Here is a 17,992-nt window from a genome sequence, read left to right on the forward strand (position 1 = left end):
ATGACGATCCCTACCTCGAGCATCGAGCAGGTCATCCCCGGCCAGGGCTCGATGGCCCAGCCCCAGCGGGCCAAGCGGCGCAGTTTCCGCTTCGTGGCCAACAAGAAGGCGGCCACCGGCCTGATCATCCTCGGCGTCTATCTGGTGCTGGCGGTCATCGGCCCCTGGATCACCCCGTACGACCCGGGCGCCCGCGGCAACGACCTGGTCCAGCCACCGTCCGCCGACCACTGGATGGGCACCACCCACCTGGGCCAGGACGTCTTCAGCCAATTGCTGGCCGGCACCCGCAGCGTCATCTTCGTCGGCTTCTTCGCCGGCATCGTGGCGACCGTGCTGTCGGTCGTCATCGGGGTGACCGCCGGTTACGTCGGCGGCAAGACCGACGAGGCCCTCTCCGCGCTCTCCAACGTCTTCCTGGTGATCCCGGCGCTGCCGCTGATCATCATCATCACCTCCACCCTGGAGAACGCCGAGGACTCGCTGATCGCCCTGGTCATCGGCCTCACTTCGTGGTCCTGGAACGCCCGGGTGCTGCGCGCCCAGACGCTGTCGCTGCGGCGGCGGGACTTCGTCGAGGCGGCCCGGGCCAGCGGCGAGCGGACCTGGCGGGTGATCGGTTTCGAGCTGCTGCCGAACCTGACCGCGGTGATCGCCTCCGGCTTCGTCGGCACCGTCATCTTCGCGGTGCTGTCCGAGATCACCCTGGCGTTCATCGGCGTCACCTCGGCCACCACGTGGAACTGGGGCACCATCCTGTTCTGGGCGCAGGGCCAGCAGGCGCTCGCGCAGAGCGCCTGGTGGTGGTTCGTGCCGGCCGGTCTGGCCATCGCGATTCTCGGCACCGCGCTGTCGCTGATCAACTTCGGCATCGACGAGTTCGTCAGCCCCCGCCTGCGCAGCGCCGGCAAGACCAAGATCAAGACCGCTTCCGGGCGTACGGTCCGCATGCGCATCGGTTTCACCCCGGTCCTGGACAACCGGGCCCAGCACAGCCACGCCACGCCGACCCCGGTGGTGCGGCAGGAGGTCGTTCAATGAGCCAGCCGGTGATCGAGATTCGCAACCTCAACGTGGGGTACGGCCTGGGCGACCAGGGTGTCCGCGCGGTCCGCGACGTGAACCTCACCCTGCACCGGGGCGAGGTGCTCGGCCTGGCCGGCGAGAGCGGCTCCGGCAAGTCGACCCTCGCCTACGGGATGACCCGGCTGCTCGCCCCGCCCGGCGTGATCACCGGTGGCGAGGTCATCTACCACCCGGAGCAGGGCGACCCGTACGACGTGCTGTCCCTGTCCGACTCGCAGCTCCGCAAGTTCCGGTGGAACGAGACGGCGATCGTGTTCCAGGGCGCGATGAACTCGCTGAACCCGGTGCACAAGATCGCCACCCAGCTGACCGACGTGCTCAAGGCCCACGAGCCGAAGATGAGCGAGACCCAGCGCAACGCCCGCGCCCGGGAGATGCTCAAGCTCGTCGGCATCGCCCCGGACCGGATGGACGCCTACCCGCACCAGCTCTCCGGGGGCATGCGCCAGCGCGTCATGATCGGTATGGCGCTGATCCTCCAGCCGCAGGTCGTGATCATGGACGAGCCGACCACGGCTCTCGACGTGGTCATGCAGCGGCAGATCCTGGGCCAGCTCATCGAGCTGCGCGAGCGGCTGGGCTTCTCGGTCATCTTCATCACCCACGACCTGTCGCTGCTGGTGGAGTTCTCCAACCGGATCGCGATCATGTACGGCGGGCGGATCGTGGAGGAGGCGCCGGCGTCGGCCATCTACCGGGACGCGCTTCACCCGTACTCCAAAGGTCTGCTGGGCTCTTTCCCGGCCCTGAAGGGCCCGCGCCGTGAGCTGACCGGCATTCCCGGCTCGCCGCCCGACCTGAAGGGCATGCCGAGCGGGTGCTCGTTCCACCCTCGGTGCCCGAAGGCGTTCGACCCGTGCGGGTCGGAGATCCCGATGCTGGAGAACCGGCCGGACAACCGATCGGTGGCGTGCTGGCTGGTGAACAGCTGATGGACTTCACCTGGGGGGTCGCCACCTCGGCCTACCAGATCGAGGGCGCGGCCGCCGAGGACGGGCGGACCGCGTCGGTCTGGGACACCTTCGCCCGCGACGTCGTCGGGGAGACCGGCGACGTGGCGTGCGACCACTACCACCGCATGCCGTCCGACGTGCAGCTGATCAGGAGCCTGGGGGTGAACGCCTACCGGTTCTCGGTGTCGTGGACCCGGGTGCAGCCGCACGGGCGCGGCCCGGCCAACGTCAAGGGTCTCGACTTCTACGACCGGCTCGTGGACGAGCTGCTGGCCAACGGGATCGACCCGTGGCTGACGCTCTACCACTGGGACATGCCGCAGGAGCTGGAGGACGCCGGCGGCTGGCCGAACCGGGACACCGCGTACCGGTTCGCCGAGTTCTCCGAGATGGTCTTCGCCCGTCTGAACGACCGCGTCCGCAACTGGGGCACCGTCAACGAGCCGTGGTGCGTGGCCTACCTCGGCTACCAGTACGGCGTGTTCGCGCCCGGCCGGCGTGAACCGGCGGCGGCCACGGCGGCGGCGCACCACCTGCTGCTCGGGCACGGGCTGGTGGCCAACGCGATCAAACGGCCGGACAACAACATCTGCATCCCGCTGAACATCGGCACCGCCACCCCCGCCTCGGACGATCCGCTGGACATCGCGGCGGCACGGCGGGCCGACGGCAACGTGGCCCGGGTCTTCCTCGATCCGCTGAAGCACGGCCGCTACCCGGAGGACGTGCTGGCCGACCTGGCGGTCCGCGGCATCGAGCTGCCGGTCCGCGACGGCGACCTGGAGATCATCTCCCGGACCCAGGTCGACACGCTCGGCGTCAACTTCTACTTCGGGCAGGACTTCGCCGGCCGCGACCTGGACGGCAACACCGTCGACGCCGACGGGCTGCCGGTGGTGCGGGAGATCAAACCCGACGTGCCGCAGACCGACCTGGGCTGGCCGATCACCCCGGACCGGTTCACCACGCTGCTGCTGCGGCTGCACCGCGACTACGGATATCCGCTGGTGGTCACCGAGAACGGCGCGGTCTACCCCGATCATCCGGACGCCGACGGGTTCGTCGAGGACACCGAGCGGACGGCGTACCTCGCGGCGCACGTCGACGCGGTCGCCGCGGCCCGCGCGCAGGGCGCCGACGTGCGCGGATACTTCGCCTGGTCACTGATGGACAACTTCGAGTGGGCGGAGGGGTACGCGAAGCGGTTCGGCCTGGTCCACGTCGACTACGAGACCCAGCGGCGTACGCCAAAACGCAGTGCGCTGTGGTTCCGGGATCGCATAACGTCCGCTCCATGACCGACTACCTGGAAGTCAACCGAGCGAACTGGGACGAGCGGGCGGCGCCTCACGCGGCGTCGCCCGGCTACCGGGTGCAGACCTTCGTCGACGACCCGTCATACATCAGTGACGTGGTGCGGTTCGACCTACCCCGGCTCGGCGACGTGGCCGGGCTGCGCGGTGTGCACCTGCAATGTCACATCGGCACCGACACCCTGTCACTGGCCCGGCTCGGCGCCACCATGACAGGCCTGGACTTCTCCGGGGCAGCCCTGGAACAGGCGAGATCCCTCGCGGCGCGGGCCGGGGCCGACATCGAGTACGTGCAGAGCGACCTCTACTCGGCCCGGGACGCGCTGACCGGCGAGTTCGACCTGGTCTTCACCGGGATCGGCGCGATCGGCTGGCTGCCCGACATCAAACGGTGGGCGCAGACCGTGGCGTCGCTGCTCGCCCCGGGCGGCCGGCTGTTCATCCGGGAAGGGCATCCGGTGCTGTGGGCGCTGGACTACTACCGCACCGACGGGCTGCTCTCCCTCACCGAGCCGTACTTCGAGCAGAAGGAACCACAGATCTGGGACGAGCCGGGCACCTATGTGGAGTCCGACCACGAGTTTCAGCACACCCTCACCCACGAGTGGAACCACGGGCTCGGCGAGATCGTCACCGCGGTCCTCGAAGCAGGGCTCGTCCTGACCGGGCTCGAGGAACACCAGAGCGTGCCGTGGGAGGCGCTGCCCGGCCGGATGCGCAAACTGGACTCCAAGGAGTGGCAACTCGCCGAGAAGCCGGAGCGGCTGCCCCACACCTATACCCTGCAGGCCCGCAAGCCCGTTTAGTGATCGCCGCCGCCGGGGTATGAGCCGCTTCAACCCCGGCTTGGAGGCTCTCATGCGTATCGGTGCGGTCATCGTTCTCATCTGGCTCGTCCTCGGTGTCGTCGCCGCGTTCGAGCGTGGCTACTTCTCCGACAGCGGCGACGCCAGCTGCGCGAAAGCCGGCACGGTCATCGTCACCACCGTCGCCGGCCCGCTCAACTGGATGGGCGTCAACCCGAAGATCACTTGCGACGTGCCGGAGCCGAGCAAGTAGGACCTACCGCAGGAAACCCCGCTCGTCGATGTGCCGGGTGGGCTCGCCGAAGAACAGCTCCGGATCGGCCGGGCCCACCGCGATGTTCAGGGTGTCCTGCCGGTACTCCCAGCGCCCGCCGTCGATCCTCGGGCCCGACATCCGGTAGTTGACCTGCCAGCGCAGCCACTCCCCCGGCGCCAGCCAGACACCCGGCGGACGGCGGGCCCGCGACGGGTCGCCGAGTCTGGCCAGGAGCAGCTCGACGCGTACCCCCTTGTCGGCCCGGACCAGCCGCAGACCGGAACGCGCCAGGCTCGGCTCACGCTCCGGAGGCTCCGCGCCGAACGACTCGATCGGCCGGAAATCGTTACCTTCGGTGATCATCACCTCGTGCACCACGCCGCGCCTGCGGCCGGGCAGGCGGAAGCCCTGCGGCACCGCGCTGCGCAGCGCGGCTCCCGGACCACCCCGGGAGCGCCTGGTCCACTCGGTCGTCACCCACTGCGCCACGACGTCCACCGCTCCCCCTTTCCCGCAGACGCCATCGTCCCTGGTCGAGGCGTACGGAAGCACGGATTATTCACGTGGTGGACACCTCTGCGCCGACGGCGCGCCGCATCGATCCAAGGACTTGATCTGGAGCGCGCTCCAGGTTCTACGGTCGATTCGGACAGCCGGGAACGAAGAGGAGAACATGATGGAACTGCGGTCCTTCGGCTGACTCGGCCGTGTCAGTGCGCTCACGCTCGGTGGCGGCGGCATCGGCGGCGTCTGGGGCTCCACCGACCGCGCCGAAGCGGTCGCGACGGTCCACGCCGCACTCGACGCCGGCATCACCATGCTCGACCTGGCGCCCAGCTACGGCACGGGTTTCGAGTCCGAGGTGGCGGTCGCCGACGCGCTGCGCGGCCACCCCTCCGACGTGATGATCACCAGCAAGGTGCAGCTGCCCGACGACGACGGCCGCGACTACGCCGCACGCATCCGGCGCAGCCTGCAGGCCAGCCTCACCCGTCTGGAACGCGACCATCTCGACGTGCTCGTCCTCCACACCCAGTTCCGCCGTCCCGGAACCGTCCTCTCCGGAACGGTCGACCCGGCCGGCTACCGCGACGAGATCGTCCCGGTCTTCGAGGACCTGCGCGACGAAGGCCTCATCCGGGCGTGGGGCATCACCGCCGTCGGCGACCCCGGCCCGCTGCTCGACGCCTTCGCCGCCGCGCCCCGGCCGGACACCGCGCAGATCGTCGTCAACGCGCTCGACCAGAGCGGCGACCTGTGGATCCACGGCGACACCGCCCGCCCCGACAACGCCGGCCTGGTCCGGGCGGCCGCCGACGCCGGGATCGCGGTCACCGCCATCCGGGTCGTCGCCGCCGGCTCCCTCACCGACGCCCTGGACCGCGACGTGCCGGCCGACCACCCGGCGGCCGTCGACTTCACCCGCGCGGCGCCCTTCCGCGACCTGGCCGCCTCCTTCGGCGAGAGCCCGGCGTCGCTGGCACACCGGTACGCGCTCAGCGTCCCGGGCGTCGCCACTGTGATCCTCGGCGTCAAGAACCGCACCGAACTCGCCGAATGCCTCGCGGCCGAGGCGCGAGGCCCGCTCACCGCTGACGAGATCAAGGCGATCGACGCGCTGACCGCCTGAGTCCCACCGCCACGACCGCCGGCGCCGATCCGGCGCTGGCGGTCTGCGCTGCACGGCCTTCGCCGCTCACCGCTCTCCCGCTCACCGTTCTCCCGCTCACGCTCACTGCTCTCCCGCTCACGCTCACCGCTCTCCTGCTCACCGCTCGTCGCGGGCGTCACGGCCGATCACAGTGGCGGCGTTCCGCGGCCTTTGGAGCCCGACGTCTTCGACCGGTGGGAGTGGCGCCCCCTGACCGACCTGCCCACGCCGCTCTTCCCGGCCAGCGCCGTCCTGCTGGCCATGTGGCTCCGGACTCCGCCCCCGCCCGGCTGGACCACCCACCGGTTCGCCCACTGAAGCGTCACCACCGTGACTGTGGCGGCGCGGTCGACCTCGCCGCCGCTTCGCTCTTGACCTGGCCCACCGCACGAAGCCACGTCGCTTCGCCATGGCGCCGGTGCCGCTTTCCCGGCCGTGATCGCACTGCGGCGCGGCACTTCCTCGCCTTGACCGCGGGGACAACTCACGACCACGGCCGGTGCGTCAGCTCACCCAGGGCGGGGTGATGACGGTCCCGTCCGGCAGGGTGGCCTCGAAGCCGGCGCTCGTGGTCACCCAGGCCGCAGCGGTCTCGGCGCCGTCGTTGTCGACCCGGAACTCGGTCCCGGCCGGCACGACCAGGACATCACCGGCGCCGACCCGGCCGGCGACGCCGTCCAGGCTGACCGACAACTCCCCGGCCGACACCATCAGCACCTCCTCACGACCCACCCGGTGCGGCACCCCGGTCACCCCGCCCGCGATCTCGATCCGCCAGGCGCACAGCTCCCGGCTGCCGGTCGACGGCGACGCGAAGGCGTGGAACACGCTGCCGTGCAAGCGGTGGACCACTGCCTCCGTACTGCGATGGATTGCCATTGCCCCTCCAGAAGTAGTCAATCTGCTTGACCAAATAGTCAAGCAGATTGACCTCTGTGTCAAACTGCTCCTGTGCGTGACGATCTCCAGGACCTCCCGGTGCTCCTCCTCAGCGCGGCCCGCGCGCTGGTCGACGGCATCGACTCCCGGGTGCGGGCGAGCGGCTTCACCGACCTGCGCCCCGCGCACGGCTTCGCCTTCGCCCGCCTGTCCGGCGCCGGCGCCACCGTCACCGACCTCGCCGAACACCTGGAGATCACCAAGCAGGCGGCAAGCCAGATGGCCGAGGAGCTGATCCGCAAGGGGTACGTCGTACGCCGCCCCCACCCCACCGACGCCCGAGCCCGTCTCCTGGTCCTGACCGAAAAGGGTCACGCCTGCACCCAGGCAGCCGACCGAGCGGCCGCCGAGACGCTGGCCCCGCTGGCCGCCGCCCTGACGCCCGCCCAGGCCGCCGCCCTGAGAACGGCCCTGACCCACCTGGCCACCCCCGGCCGGATCCGCCCCATCTGGTGACCGCAACCCCGGCCGGCCCAGGCTCCGTCCCGAGGGCTTCGGCGTGGGAGGGTTACGGCATGGGTGAGACTCGTGCTGAATCAGTCGTCCGGGAGCTCTACCGGGATCTGCTCACCGCCTGGAACGAGCGGGACGCCGAACGTTTTGCGGGATTGTTCGCGGAGGACGGTGTCCTGGTCGGGTTCGACGGTAGCCAGGTGGACGCGTCGGACATCGGTAAGCATCTGGCGCCGATCTTCCAGGACCACCCGACCGCCACCTACGTCGCCCGGATCAGGGAGCTGCGGATTCTCGGCCCCGGAGCCGTCCTGTTGCGATCGGTCGCCGGCATGATCCCGCCGGGCGGGGACTCCCTCGACCCGGCGGTCAACGCCGTCCAGACGCTGGTGGCCGAGCGGAGGCTGCCTGGCTGGCGAGTGATCCTCTTCCAGAGCACGCCGGCTCAGTATCACGGCCGTCCGGAGGCCGCTGCCGCCCACACCGCCGAACTCGCATCGCAGGCCACGAACGCCCAGCTTCTCACCTGACGCCCAGCTTCTCACCTGACGGCCGGCTCCTCACCTGACGGCCGGCTCCTCACCTGACGGCCGGCCGCAGGACGTGGGGAGTTCAGCGGCTCGGGAGCGGGGTCCACGGACGGATCAGGCCTGGCCGCCATCCGTGGACCCCCCGGGACTCAGTCCCGCTCGATCAGGTGGCCGATGAGCTGCGGACCCATGATGACCGGGTTTCCGGAGCCGTCGCGGCGAGCGTCGGGTTCCGGGAGCTCGACCGGGTCGCCCGTGTTCGAGGCGCCGACCGGCCGCGGGCCGACCCAGGCGACCACCAGCCGCGACTCCCCCTTGAGGAACCGCTGCACCCGGACGCCGCCGGTGGCGCGGCCCTTGGCGGGGTACGACGCGAACGGTGACACCTTGACCTGGGTCCCGGTGGAGGTGACGACCATGGGTTCGCCGTGTTCGCCGTCGGAGGTGGTGACGGCGTTGAAGGAGATCACCTCGGCGTCGGGCCCGAGGTTGACGCCGGCCATGCCACCGCCCTTGAGGCCCTGCGGCCGCACGAGTTTGGCCGGGAAGCGGAGCAGGTTGGCGTCGGACGTGACGAACACGAGCGCTTCGGCGCCGTCGGTGAGCCAGGTGGCCTGGAGGACCTCGTCGCCCTCCTTGAGGGTGATGACCTCGAACTCGTCGGAGCGGACCGGCCACTCGGGCGCGCACACCTTGACGATGCCGAACTTGGTGCCCATCGCGATGCCCGGTGACTCGCCGCCGGTGAGCGGGGCCATGCCGACCACTTTCTCACCCTTGTGCAGGGGCACCAGCTCGGACGCGGACATGCCACCGCGCAGCGAGACGGTGCCGGACTGCTCGGGCAGGACCGGCAGGGTGAGCACGTCGGTCTTGAAGGCCCGGCCGCGGTTGGTGACGAGCAGGATCCGGCCGCGGGCGGTGGAGTGGATGATCGCGCGGACGGCGTCGTGTTTGACGCGGCCACTGCGTTTGCGGGCCTCGGTGGACTCCTCGCTCTCCGCGGCGGTCCGGGCGATCAGGCCGGTCGCGGACAGGATGACCTGGCAGGGGTCGTCGGCGACCTCGAGCGGGCCGGCCGGCACCGAGGCGGCGAGGACCTCCTTGAGATCGCCGTCGATGAGGGTGGTGCGGCGGGCCGCGCCGAACTCCTTGGCGACCGCGGCGAGCTCGTCGGAGACGACCTTCTTCAAAACGTCCTCGTTGTCGAGGATCCGGGTGAGTTCGGCGATCTCGGTGCGGAGCCGGTCCTGCTCGGCCTCCAGCTCGATCCGGTCGAACCGGGTGAGCCGCCGCAGCGGGGTGTCGAGGATGTACGTCGCCTGGATGTCGGAGAGGCCGAACTCGGTCATCAGACCGGCCTTGGCGGCGGCCGCGTCGTCGCTGGCCCGGATCAGCGCGACCACCCGGTCGATGTCGATCAGGGCGATGAGCAGGCCGTCGACCAGGTGCAGGCGGTCCTCGCGCTTGGTACGCCGATAGAGGGTCCGCCGGGTGACGACGTCGTAGCGGTGCTGCACGAAGACCTCGAGCAGCGCCTTGAGCCCGAGGGTCCGCGGCTGCCCGTCGACGAGCACCAGGTTGTTGATGCCGAAGGAGCTCTCCAGCGGGGTGAGCCGGTAGAGGTCGGCGAGCAGGGCCTGCGGGTTGACGCCGACCTTGCACTCGATGACGAGGCGGGTGCCGTGCTCGCGGTCGGTGAGGTCCTTGACGTCGGCGATGCCGGTGAGGCGGGCGGCCTGGCGCTGGCCACGCCGGGGGCCGGAGGTGATCACCTTGCCCTTCACCTCGTCGGTGATCGCCTCGATGATCTTCTCGGCGCCGACGCCGTAGGGCAGCTCGGTGACGGTGATGGCCTGCCGGCCGCGGCCGCCTTCGAGCAGGCCGGTCTCGGCGCGGGCCCGGATCCGGACGACGCCGCGGCCGGTCTCGTACGCCCGGCGCACCTCGTCGAGGCCGAGCAGCTGGCCGCCGGTGGGCAGGTCGGGCCCGGGCACGTAACGCATCAGCTCGTCGAGGTCGGCGCCGGGCTTGCGGATCAGGTGCCGGGCGGCGGCCACGACCTCGCCCAGGTTGTGCGGGATCATGTTGGTCGCCATGCCGACGGCGATCCCGGACGTGCCGTTGACCAGCAGGTTCGGGAAGGCGGCGGGCAGCACCTTGGGCTCGGACTCGGAGCCGTCGTAGGTGGGCTTGAAGTCGACGGTGCCCTCGCCGAGCTCGCCGACCAGCAGCATCGCCTCGCGGGACATGCGGGCCTCGGTGTACCGCGCGGCGGCCGGGCCGTCGTCGGGCGAGCCGAAGTTGCCGTGCCCGTCGATGAGCGGCGTATTGAGCGAGAAGTCCTGAGCGAGCCGGACCAGGGCGTCGTAGATCGCGACGTCGCCGTGCGGGTGGTACTTACCCATCACGTCGCCGACGACGCGGGCCGACTTCACATACGGCCGGTCGGGGCGCTGCCCCTGCTCGGACATGGACCAGAGGATCCGCCGGTGGACCGGCTTGAGACCGTCCCGCGCGTCGGGCAGGGCGCGCGAGTGGATGACCGAGTAGGCGTACTCCAGGTAGGAGTCCTCCACCTCGGTGGTGAGCGGGTTGTCGATGACCCGGGCGCCCGCCTGGTCGAACGCGGACAGGTCGACGCGCTTGTCGGATTTGCGGCGTGCCATTGGTAGCGGACCTCTCAGGCGTCGATCGTCTCTTGGTCGATCCGGCCCGCGGCCTCGATCAACCAGTTCTTCCGGGGCTCGACCCGCTCACCCATCAGCAGCTCGAGGGTGGCCTCGGCACGGTCGGCGTCCTCGATGGTGATCCGCCGGACGGTGCGCTCGGCCGGGTTCATCGTGGTGTCCCACAGCTCGTCGGCGTCCATCTCACCGAGGCCCTTGAACCTGGGCACCGGTTTCTGCACCTGACGTCCGGACTGTTCGAGGCGGCCGACGGTGCTCTCCATCTCCTGCTGGGTGTAGGTGTAGATGGTCTCGGAGTTGCGGCCCTTGGTGACCACCTTGTGCAGGGGCGGCATCGCGGCGAAGAGCCGGCCGTGCTCGATGACCGGCCGCATGTACTTCGCGAAGAGCGTGATCAGCAGGGTCCGGATGTGCGAGCCGTCGACGTCGGCGTCGGCCATGATCATGACGCGGCCGTAGCGCATCGAGCCGATGTCGAAGGTACGCCCCGAGCCGGCCCCGAGGACCTGCACGATCGCCGAGCACTCGGCGTTGTCGAGGACCTGCTGGAGGCTCGCCTTCTGGACGTTGAGGATCTTGCCGCGGATCGGCAGCAACGCCTGATACTCCGAGGAGCGGGCCATCCGGGCGGTGCCGAGCGCCGAGTCACCCTCGACGATGAACAGCTCGGACCGGTCGATGCCGATGGCCCGGCAGTCGACGAGCTTGGCCGGCATCGACGCGCCCTCCAGGGCGGTCTTGCGGCGGGCCGCGTCCTTCTGCTGTTTCTGGGTGAGCCGGACGCGGGCCGCGTCCACCACCTTCTGCAGGACGGTCCGGGCCTCGGTCTTGGTCCGCCGCCCGTCGATCCACTCTTTCAGATAGGTCTCGACGAGGGTCTGCATGACCCGGGCGACACCCGCGGTGGACAGCTCGTCCTTGGTCTGCGAGGTGAACTGCGGCTCCGGCACCCGCACGTGGATGACCGCTGTCATGCCCTCCAGGAAGTCGTCCAGGACGGGCGGCTCCTCCTTGGGCTTGAGCAGCCCGCGGGCGTTGCGGATGGCCTCGGTCAGGGCACGCACGAGAGCCCGCTCGAAGCCCTTGCGGTGGGTGCCGCCGTGCACGTTGCGGATGGTGTTGGTGAAGCACTCGACGGTGCGCTCGTAGCCGGTGCCCCAGCGGAAGGCGACCTCGACCTGGGCGTGCCGGACGACGTTGGACTGCATCACGCCGTTGGCGTCGGCCGCGTTCTCCTTGTACGTCCCCTCGCCGGTGACCAGCAGCGTGCCGGAGACCGGCTTGTCCGACGCCGGGGTGAGGAAGTCGACCATGTCGACGAGGCCGTTCGGGTAGTGGAACGTCTCGGTGGCCGGCTCCTCGGCGGTCGCGTCGAAGAGGGTGTACTGAACGCCGGGGACCAGGAACGCGGTGTTGCGCAGCTTGGTGCGGACGGCCTCGACGTCGAGCTTGGCGCCGGTCTCGAAGTAGCGGGCGTCGTACCAGTACCGGATCGAGGTGCCGCTGGGCTCGCCCCGCTTCATCCGGCGGAGCACCCGCAGGCCGGGCTCGCGGGTGAACGGCGCGTCCGGCCCGGGACCGTCGAAGACCCCGGGCACACCACGCTGGAACGAGATCTCGTGGACCTTGCCGTCACGCTTGACGGTGACGTCGAAGCGCAGGGCGAGCGCGTTGACCGCGGACGCGCCGACGCCGTGCAGGCCGCCGGAGGTCTTGTAGCCGGAGCCGCCGAACTTGCCGCCGGCGTGCAGGCGGGTGAGCACCAGCTCGACGCCGCTCAGCCCGGACTTGGCGTGCACGTCGGTCGGGATGCCCCGGCCGTCGTCGTCGACCTGGACCGAGCCGTCGCCGTGCAGCGTCACGGCGATGCGGGTGGCGTGGCCGCCGACCCCCTCGTCGGTGCAGTTGTCGATGATCTCGTTGGCGAGGTGGTTGATGCCTCTGCTGTCGGTGGACCCGATGTACATGCCCGGGCGTTTGCGGACAGCGTCGAGCCCTTCCAGGTGCGTGAGGTCGTCAGCCCCGTACAAGGTCTCTGGTTGCGCGGTCACGAGGCGGCACTCCCGGTCAGGCCATGGTGGTCAAGGACGGCGCGAGCCTACCCGGCGCCTACGACACTTCTGCCCCAGGCGAGGCAGGTCTAGACCAGTCCGTGGCCAAAATGGGGATGATCCACCCCAAGAAGTGCGCTACGCCACAGTCGCCAGCGACACGGTCTGCGGCTGCAGCGCCCGGAACAGGTCCAGCGGGTACGGCTTGCCCGGAACCGACACCGGCGGCAGCTCCTGGTAGGCGATGAGCTCGTCGGTCACGTCCCGGGTGGCCGAGCAGACCACCACGGTGTCGTGCGGCGCGTAGGCCTGCAGACGGGCCGCCGTGCTCACCACGCTGCCACTGATCATCCCGTACCCGCCGTCGAAGGCGGCCATCGGGTCGACGATCACCTCGCCGGTGGCCAGTCCCACCCGGGTCCGGACGGGGAACCTGCCGGCCAGGAGACGCCCCCTCAACGACTCCTGGACCGACAGGCCCGCCTGGACCGCGGAGGCGGCCGCCCCCCGGCCGAATCCCCCCTCCGCGGCGCCGAACACCGCCATCACCGCGTCCCCCACGTACTTCTCGACGATGCCCCCACAGCCTCGGACCACGGCCGAGACCGTCGAGAAGTAATCCCTCTGCAGCGCCCGCACCTCCGCGCAGTCCAGCCGGTCCACCAGAGCGGTGAAGCCGACGATGTCGACGAACAGCACGGTTACGGTCTGACGCCGCTCCTGAACGGCACTGATGACGGTGCTCATGTCTTCGCTCCCCCAGATCACTGCGTTGACCGGGAGTACGGTGCCAGCCAGCGGGAAGACGCGGATCCGCAGAACGACGTATCTCTGACAGCATCGAATTCCGTCGTTTTTGTGACGCAGAACAGTCCGAACCGACGACATAGTGATAGGCGGATACGGATTAGGCTGCCGAGCATGGCCAGACAGGGGGACGAGGGGCCGCTTGTCGGGCGCACCGGCACGCTGGCCGACGTTCAGTCCAACCTCCGCAACGTCGGTCCCGGCGGGACAGCCGCGGTGTTCGTGACCGGGGAGAGCGGCGTCGGCAAGAGCCGGCTGCTGCGGGAGACCGCCGACGCCTTGCGGGAGACGGGTTTCTCGGTGCTGTTCGGCACCTGCCTCGACATCGGTGACGCCTCACCGCTGCACCCGGTGCTGCAGGCGCTGCGCCGGCTCGACGGCACCGCCCCGGCCGGTACGGCCGACGACGCCGGCGCCCTGCTCGAGCGGGTGTCGCGTGACCTGCGCGCGATCGCCGGCGAGCAGCAGCTGCTGCTCGTGCTGGACGACCTGCAGTGGGCCGACCGGAGCACCCGCCAGCTGCTGCTCTATCTGCTCGCCGGGCTCGGCGACGTGCGGGTGTCGGTGCTCGCCGCGATCCGCGCCGAGGCGCTGCACGGCACCCACCCGCTGCGCCGGGTCCTGGCCGAGCTGCGCCGCCTGCGCTCGGTCCGGGTGGTCGACCTGGCCCCGCTGAGCCAGGATCACACGCGTGAGCTGGTGACCGCGATCGTCGGCGGCACCGTGGCGCTGGAGGACGCCGACCGGGTCTACAAGCGCAGCGGCGGCAACCCTTTCGTGGTCGAGGAACTGGCCCGCGACCTGCGCGACGGGCGGGTCGAGCTGTCCGACACGCTGCGCGAGATCTTCCTGTCCCGGGTGGACGAGCTGCCGCCGAACGCGCACACCGTGGTGCACGCGATCGCCGCCGGTGTCGAGCCGGTCGAGCACGCGGTGCTGGCCGGGGTGGTGCCGTTGCCGGAGGACCAGCTGATCGAGGCGGTCCGGGCGGCGGTCACGCACCGGTTCGTGGCCAGCGACCGGGACGGTTACAAGCTGCGTCACCGGCTGGTCGCCGAGGTCCTGGAGCAGGAGGTGCTGCCGGCCGAGGCGGCGTCGCTGCACCGGCGGTACGCCGAGACGCTGGAGTCGGTGGAGGGCGAGCCGGACAACGCTCGCCTGGCCTTCCACTGGCAGCGGGCCGGCGAGCCGGACCGGGCGCTGCCGCCGGTGGTGGCCTCGGCCCGCGCGGCCGAGCGGATGTACGGTTTCGCCGAGGCGCACCGCTACTGGACGATCGCGCTGCAACTGGCTGGTGACACCGATCCCCGCCGCACCGAGCTGCTGGGGCACGCCGCCGAGTCGGCCCACCAGTGCGGCGAGCACCTGCTGGCGCTGGCCCGGCTGGAGGAGCTGGCCGGGCGGCCGGATGCCCCGGGCCAGTCCGAGCTGCACCTGCGGCGGGCGCGCTACCTGGCCGCGGCCGGGCGTTCGGCGACCGCCGAGATCGAGTATCAGCGGGCCCTCGAGGCGCCGGACTGCACTCCGCGGCGGCGGGCGTCGGCTGCGGCGTACCTCGCTGAACTGCTCCTGCATCTCGGGCGTTATGCCGACGCGAACCAGCACGCCCGGGAGGCCCTCGAACTGGCCGCGGTCAACGGCGCCACCACCGACCTGGTGCGGGCCAGCGCCGCGCTGGGCTTCAGCGCCGCGTTCCGCGAGGACCCGGACGCCGGTCTGGCGGTCATCCGGCACGCCGTGGAGATCGCCGAGCGGTCCGGCCACCCGGACGATCTGGGCGTGGCCTACCTGCACCTGGCGGAGCTGCTGGCCGGCCCGCTGAACAGCCTCGAGGAGGGCGTGCTGGTGGCCCGGCGGGGCGCCGGCCTGCTCGCCGCCCGCGGGGTGGGCCGCACCTACCAGACCCGGCTGCTGGCGATCGCCGCGAAGGGGCTGTTCCGCAACGGTCAGTGGTCCGAGGCGTATGCGGTGCTGGAGACGGCGATGCGCAACCACCCGTCCGGCGCCGACGCGGTGGAGCTGCTGCTCGCCCGCTCGCAGCTGTGGGTCGGCTTCGGCGAGGTGGAAAATGCCCGCCGTGACCTGGACGCGGTGGCGACCCTGCTGGCCGGCGGCGGGGCGCGGCACGTGCTGCCGATGCTGACGCTGCGGGCCGGGCTGGCGATGTGGCAGGGCGAGCACGCCGAGGCGCGGGCCGCCGTGCAGCGTGGCCTGACCGAGACCCGCTCCGACGACCTGGTGCTGCTCGGGGTGCTGGCCTGGCACGGTCTGCGCGCCGAGGCGGAGGCGCACGTGGCCGGCCAGCCGATCGACGCGGGGGCGATCCGCCGGCTCCGGACGGTGATGGATCGCCTGGTCAAGGGCGTGGTCGAGGCGCCGGCGCCGGTCCGCGCGGTGGTCGACGGCTACCTGGACCTGTGCACCGCCGAGCTGAGCCGGGTGGAGGACCGTCAGGATCCCGAGCCGTGGGCGCGGGCGGCCGCCATCTGGGACCGGCGCCAGCAGCCGTACCCCCGCGGCGTACTCACGGCTGCGGCACGCCGAGGTCTCCCTGCAGCGCCGGGTCCGGCGCACGTCGGCGGTCACCGGGCTGCGCCAGGCGTATGCGACGGCGACCGCGATGGGCGCCCGCCCGTTCGCCAACGAGATCATCGCGGTGGCGCAGCGGTTCCGGGTCACGCTCGGCGACGACGTCCAGGTGGTGCCGGCCGGCCCGGAGCGCGCGGCGGACGAGCTGTCCACGCTGACCGGACGGGAGCGGGAGGTGCTGGCGGCGGTGGCCGAGGGCTTGACCAATCGCGAGATCGGTGAGTTGCTGTTCATCAGTGAGCGCACCGTCGGCGTGCACCTGGGGCACATCTTCGACAAACTGCAGGTGCGCACTCGCGTACAGGCGAGCCGCGTCTATCTGACAGCAGCCTGACCAGGCGATCGTTATCCGTGCGTGACATACGTACACGGAATACGTCGTTCTACCGATCCGACCACGGACCCCCGATGGAAGTGTAGGCGCCACGGGGGAGCACCGCCCGGCGACAGGCTTCGCCGGGCGGTGCTGGGGGCCCTCCGTTGCCTTTGCATCACCCACGGAGGAACCCATGACCCAGCCCATCTGGGGCCCCGTACAGCAGGAGATGTCCGACCTCCTGCAACGGCACCCCGACGACGTCCCCGGAGTGGTCGACCTACTCGCCCGACTACAGGTTGCCCTGTGCCGAGTGCCACCGTTGCTCGACAGCAACCCGCTGGCCGACTTCAACAAGCTCTACCTCACGATCACCGAGAACGTGCTGGAGCGTCTCTACGCCGGCAAGTTCAAGGACCCCGCGTTCCTCGCCCGGCTCGATGTCGAATTCGCCGCCCGCTATTTCGACGCCCTCCGTTACTGGACCGAGGGCAGTCCGGCGTGTCCGGGCGTGTGGGCCGGCCTGTTCTGCCGGATCCCCGGGCCGGACGCGCGCGCCCTGCCGTCGGCGGTCGCCGGGGTCAACGCGCACATCAACTTCGACCTGCCGTTCGCCCTGGTGACGACGTTCGACCACCTCGGCAGCGACCCGGTCGACGGCAGCGACCAGCACCACGACTACCTGCAGGTCAACGACATCTTCGCCGAGGAGATCCCGGGTCTGCGCCGCGGCTATCTGGACCGCTGGCAGCTACTCATCGACACGATGAACGGTGACCTCGACGACTGGTGGCAGGGCGAGATGGTGGAGTACACCCGTAACGTCGCCTGGCGCAACGCCCAGAAGCTGTGGGCGATCCGGCACGATCTGGGCGCGCTCGACAAGGAGCGCCGCCGTCTCGACGGCACCGCCACCGGCCTCGGCAAGCTGCTGCTGTCACCGTTCGGCAGCTTCCTGCAGTAACGGCGGTTCGGCGTCAGCCGACGATGATCAGGCGGGCCGTGACAGCCGCACCGTCACGGACCCCGCCGACACCGACCTGCACGCCGGCACGCACCGCGCTGCGCTCGGCCTTCTCCCGGTTCTGGGCCACCCGTACCGGATCGCCGTATGTCCAGGTCAGCTCGAAGCCGTCGGACGACTTCACGGTGAAACCCTTGTCGTCGGCGGCGGTCACCGCGCCACGCTGGACCACGACGGTGCGCTCCTCATCGTCGCGGGTCCGCACCACCACCTCACCGTGCAGCGTGTTCTTGCGCAGCAGCTTGCGCACGGTGTGGGGCCGCACGCCCGGCTTCCCGGCCGCCGTGTCCCCCGCGTCGCCGGCGTCCCCCGCGTCGCCGGCGTCGAAGCCGACCTCCTGCAGCGCCACCATCTCGACGGCGGCGTCGGCGGCCTCGGCGGCGGGCACTTGCGCGCCGCACCCGCTCACCGCGAGAGCAAGAGCAACGATCAAGACCTTCATGGATGTACGGTTCATGCGCTCGATGGTGGCCAGGAGCCGATCGGACCGCGTGCGGTTCGTGTTCGGGTTCGGTAAAGGACGGGTCG

15 protein-coding genes and 2 pseudogenes are annotated in these 17,992 nt (G+C 70.7%); 11 read left to right on the top strand and 6 right to left on the bottom strand.

Annotated features, from left to right (window positions below; all coding sequences use genetic code 11):
• Genes BM290_RS14710 through BM290_RS14730 form a run of 5 tightly spaced genes read left to right on the top strand, consistent with a single transcriptional unit; the run spans position 1 to position 4,411 of the window.
• Positions 1–1,041: an ABC transporter permease gene (locus BM290_RS14710; RefSeq protein ID WP_093614192.1), complete on the top strand. Its 1,041-nt coding sequence runs from the start codon at positions 1–3 to the stop codon at positions 1,039–1,041.
• A complete protein-coding gene (locus BM290_RS14715; protein ID WP_093614194.1) occupies positions 1,038–2,018 on the top strand; it encodes an ABC transporter ATP-binding protein in 981 nt (326 codons plus the stop codon). The genes BM290_RS14710 and BM290_RS14715 overlap by 4 nt, the downstream gene beginning before the upstream one ends.
• Positions 2,018–3,337, top strand: a complete 1,320-nt coding sequence (locus BM290_RS14720; protein WP_093614196.1) for a GH1 family beta-glucosidase — start codon at positions 2,018–2,020, stop codon at positions 3,335–3,337. The genes BM290_RS14715 and BM290_RS14720 overlap by 1 nt, the downstream gene beginning before the upstream one ends.
• Complete coding sequence (locus BM290_RS14725; protein ID WP_093614198.1) at positions 3,334–4,158, top strand: class I SAM-dependent methyltransferase; 825 nt, start codon at positions 3,334–3,336, stop codon at positions 4,156–4,158. Before BM290_RS14720 ends, BM290_RS14725 begins: the two co-directional genes overlap by 4 nt.
• 52 nt (positions 4,159–4,210) lie before the next feature.
• A complete protein-coding gene (locus tag BM290_RS14730) occupies positions 4,211–4,411 on the top strand; it encodes a hypothetical protein (protein WP_093614745.1) in 201 nt (66 codons plus the stop codon).
• A 3-nt stretch (positions 4,412–4,414) separates the two neighbouring features.
• Here BM290_RS14730 and BM290_RS14735 read toward each other — a convergent pair whose 3' ends face one another.
• Entirely contained in the window at positions 4,415–4,912 is a 498-nt protein-coding gene (locus tag BM290_RS14735; RefSeq protein WP_093614200.1) for a hypothetical protein, read from the bottom strand.
• A 232-nt stretch (positions 4,913–5,144) separates the two neighbouring features.
• On the opposite strand from BM290_RS14735, the pseudogene BM290_RS14740 reads away from it, so the two are divergent.
• Together BM290_RS14740 and BM290_RS48320 are read left to right on the top strand one after the other, a co-directional pair.
• Positions 5,145–6,044: pseudogene (locus tag BM290_RS14740) on the top strand (aldo/keto reductase); the annotation flags it as partial.
• Between the two features lie 192 nt (positions 6,045–6,236).
• Complete coding sequence (locus BM290_RS48320) at positions 6,237–6,383, top strand: NUDIX hydrolase (protein ID WP_177319716.1); 147 nt, start codon at positions 6,237–6,239, stop codon at positions 6,381–6,383.
• A 186-nt stretch (positions 6,384–6,569) separates the two neighbouring features.
• Here BM290_RS48320 and BM290_RS14745 read toward each other — a convergent pair whose 3' ends face one another.
• Positions 6,570–6,905 (bottom strand): cupin domain-containing protein, encoded by a 336-nt coding sequence (locus BM290_RS14745; protein ID WP_239143544.1) that lies wholly within the window; start codon positions 6,903–6,905, stop codon positions 6,570–6,572.
• Positions 6,906–7,016: 111 nt separating this feature from the next.
• Here BM290_RS14745 and BM290_RS14750 point away from each other — a divergent pair, with 111 nt between their 5' ends.
• Positions 7,017–7,460 carry a MarR family winged helix-turn-helix transcriptional regulator gene (locus tag BM290_RS14750; RefSeq protein WP_239143545.1) on the top strand — a complete coding sequence of 148 codons (444 nt, stop codon included), beginning with the start codon at positions 7,017–7,019 and terminating at the stop codon, positions 7,458–7,460.
• 59 nt (positions 7,461–7,519) lie between these two features.
• On the top strand, positions 7,520–7,987 hold the full coding sequence (locus BM290_RS14755; protein ID WP_093614204.1) for an SgcJ/EcaC family oxidoreductase: 468 nt from the start codon (positions 7,520–7,522) through the stop codon (positions 7,985–7,987).
• A 149-nt stretch (positions 7,988–8,136) separates the two neighbouring features.
• Here BM290_RS14755 and BM290_RS14760 read toward each other — a convergent pair whose 3' ends face one another.
• The 3 genes from BM290_RS14760 to BM290_RS14770 form a co-directional block, all read right to left on the bottom strand.
• Positions 8,137–10,656 carry a DNA gyrase/topoisomerase IV subunit A gene (locus BM290_RS14760; protein WP_093614206.1) on the bottom strand — a complete coding sequence of 840 codons (2,520 nt, stop codon included), beginning with the start codon at positions 10,654–10,656 and terminating at the stop codon, positions 8,137–8,139.
• A 14-nt stretch (positions 10,657–10,670) separates the two neighbouring features.
• Positions 10,671–12,728, bottom strand: a complete 2,058-nt coding sequence (locus BM290_RS14765) for a DNA gyrase/topoisomerase IV subunit B (RefSeq protein ID WP_093614208.1) — start codon at positions 12,726–12,728, stop codon at positions 10,671–10,673.
• Positions 12,729–12,866: 138 nt separating this feature from the next.
• Positions 12,867–13,475, bottom strand: coding sequence for an adenylate/guanylate cyclase domain-containing protein (locus BM290_RS14770; RefSeq protein ID WP_093614210.1), 609 nt, complete (start codon positions 13,473–13,475; stop codon positions 12,867–12,869).
• Positions 13,476–13,649: 174 nt separating this feature from the next.
• Between BM290_RS14770 and BM290_RS14775 the strand changes: the two are divergent.
• Positions 13,650–16,458 (top strand): annotated as a pseudogene (locus tag BM290_RS14775) (helix-turn-helix transcriptional regulator).
• 175 nt (positions 16,459–16,633) lie between these two features.
• Complete coding sequence (locus BM290_RS14780; RefSeq protein ID WP_093614212.1) at positions 16,634–17,404, top strand: DUF5995 family protein; 771 nt, start codon at positions 16,634–16,636, stop codon at positions 17,402–17,404.
• A 13-nt stretch (positions 17,405–17,417) separates the two neighbouring features.
• On the opposite strand, the gene BM290_RS14785 is transcribed toward BM290_RS14780, so the two are convergent.
• Complete coding sequence (locus BM290_RS14785; RefSeq protein ID WP_093614214.1) at positions 17,418–17,921, bottom strand: hypothetical protein; 504 nt, start codon at positions 17,919–17,921, stop codon at positions 17,418–17,420.
• Positions 17,922–17,992 lie beyond the last annotated feature (71 nt).

This window comes from Actinoplanes philippinensis, assembly GCF_900113015.1.
Classification (GTDB): domain Bacteria; phylum Actinomycetota; class Actinomycetes; order Mycobacteriales; family Micromonosporaceae; genus Actinoplanes; species Actinoplanes philippinensis.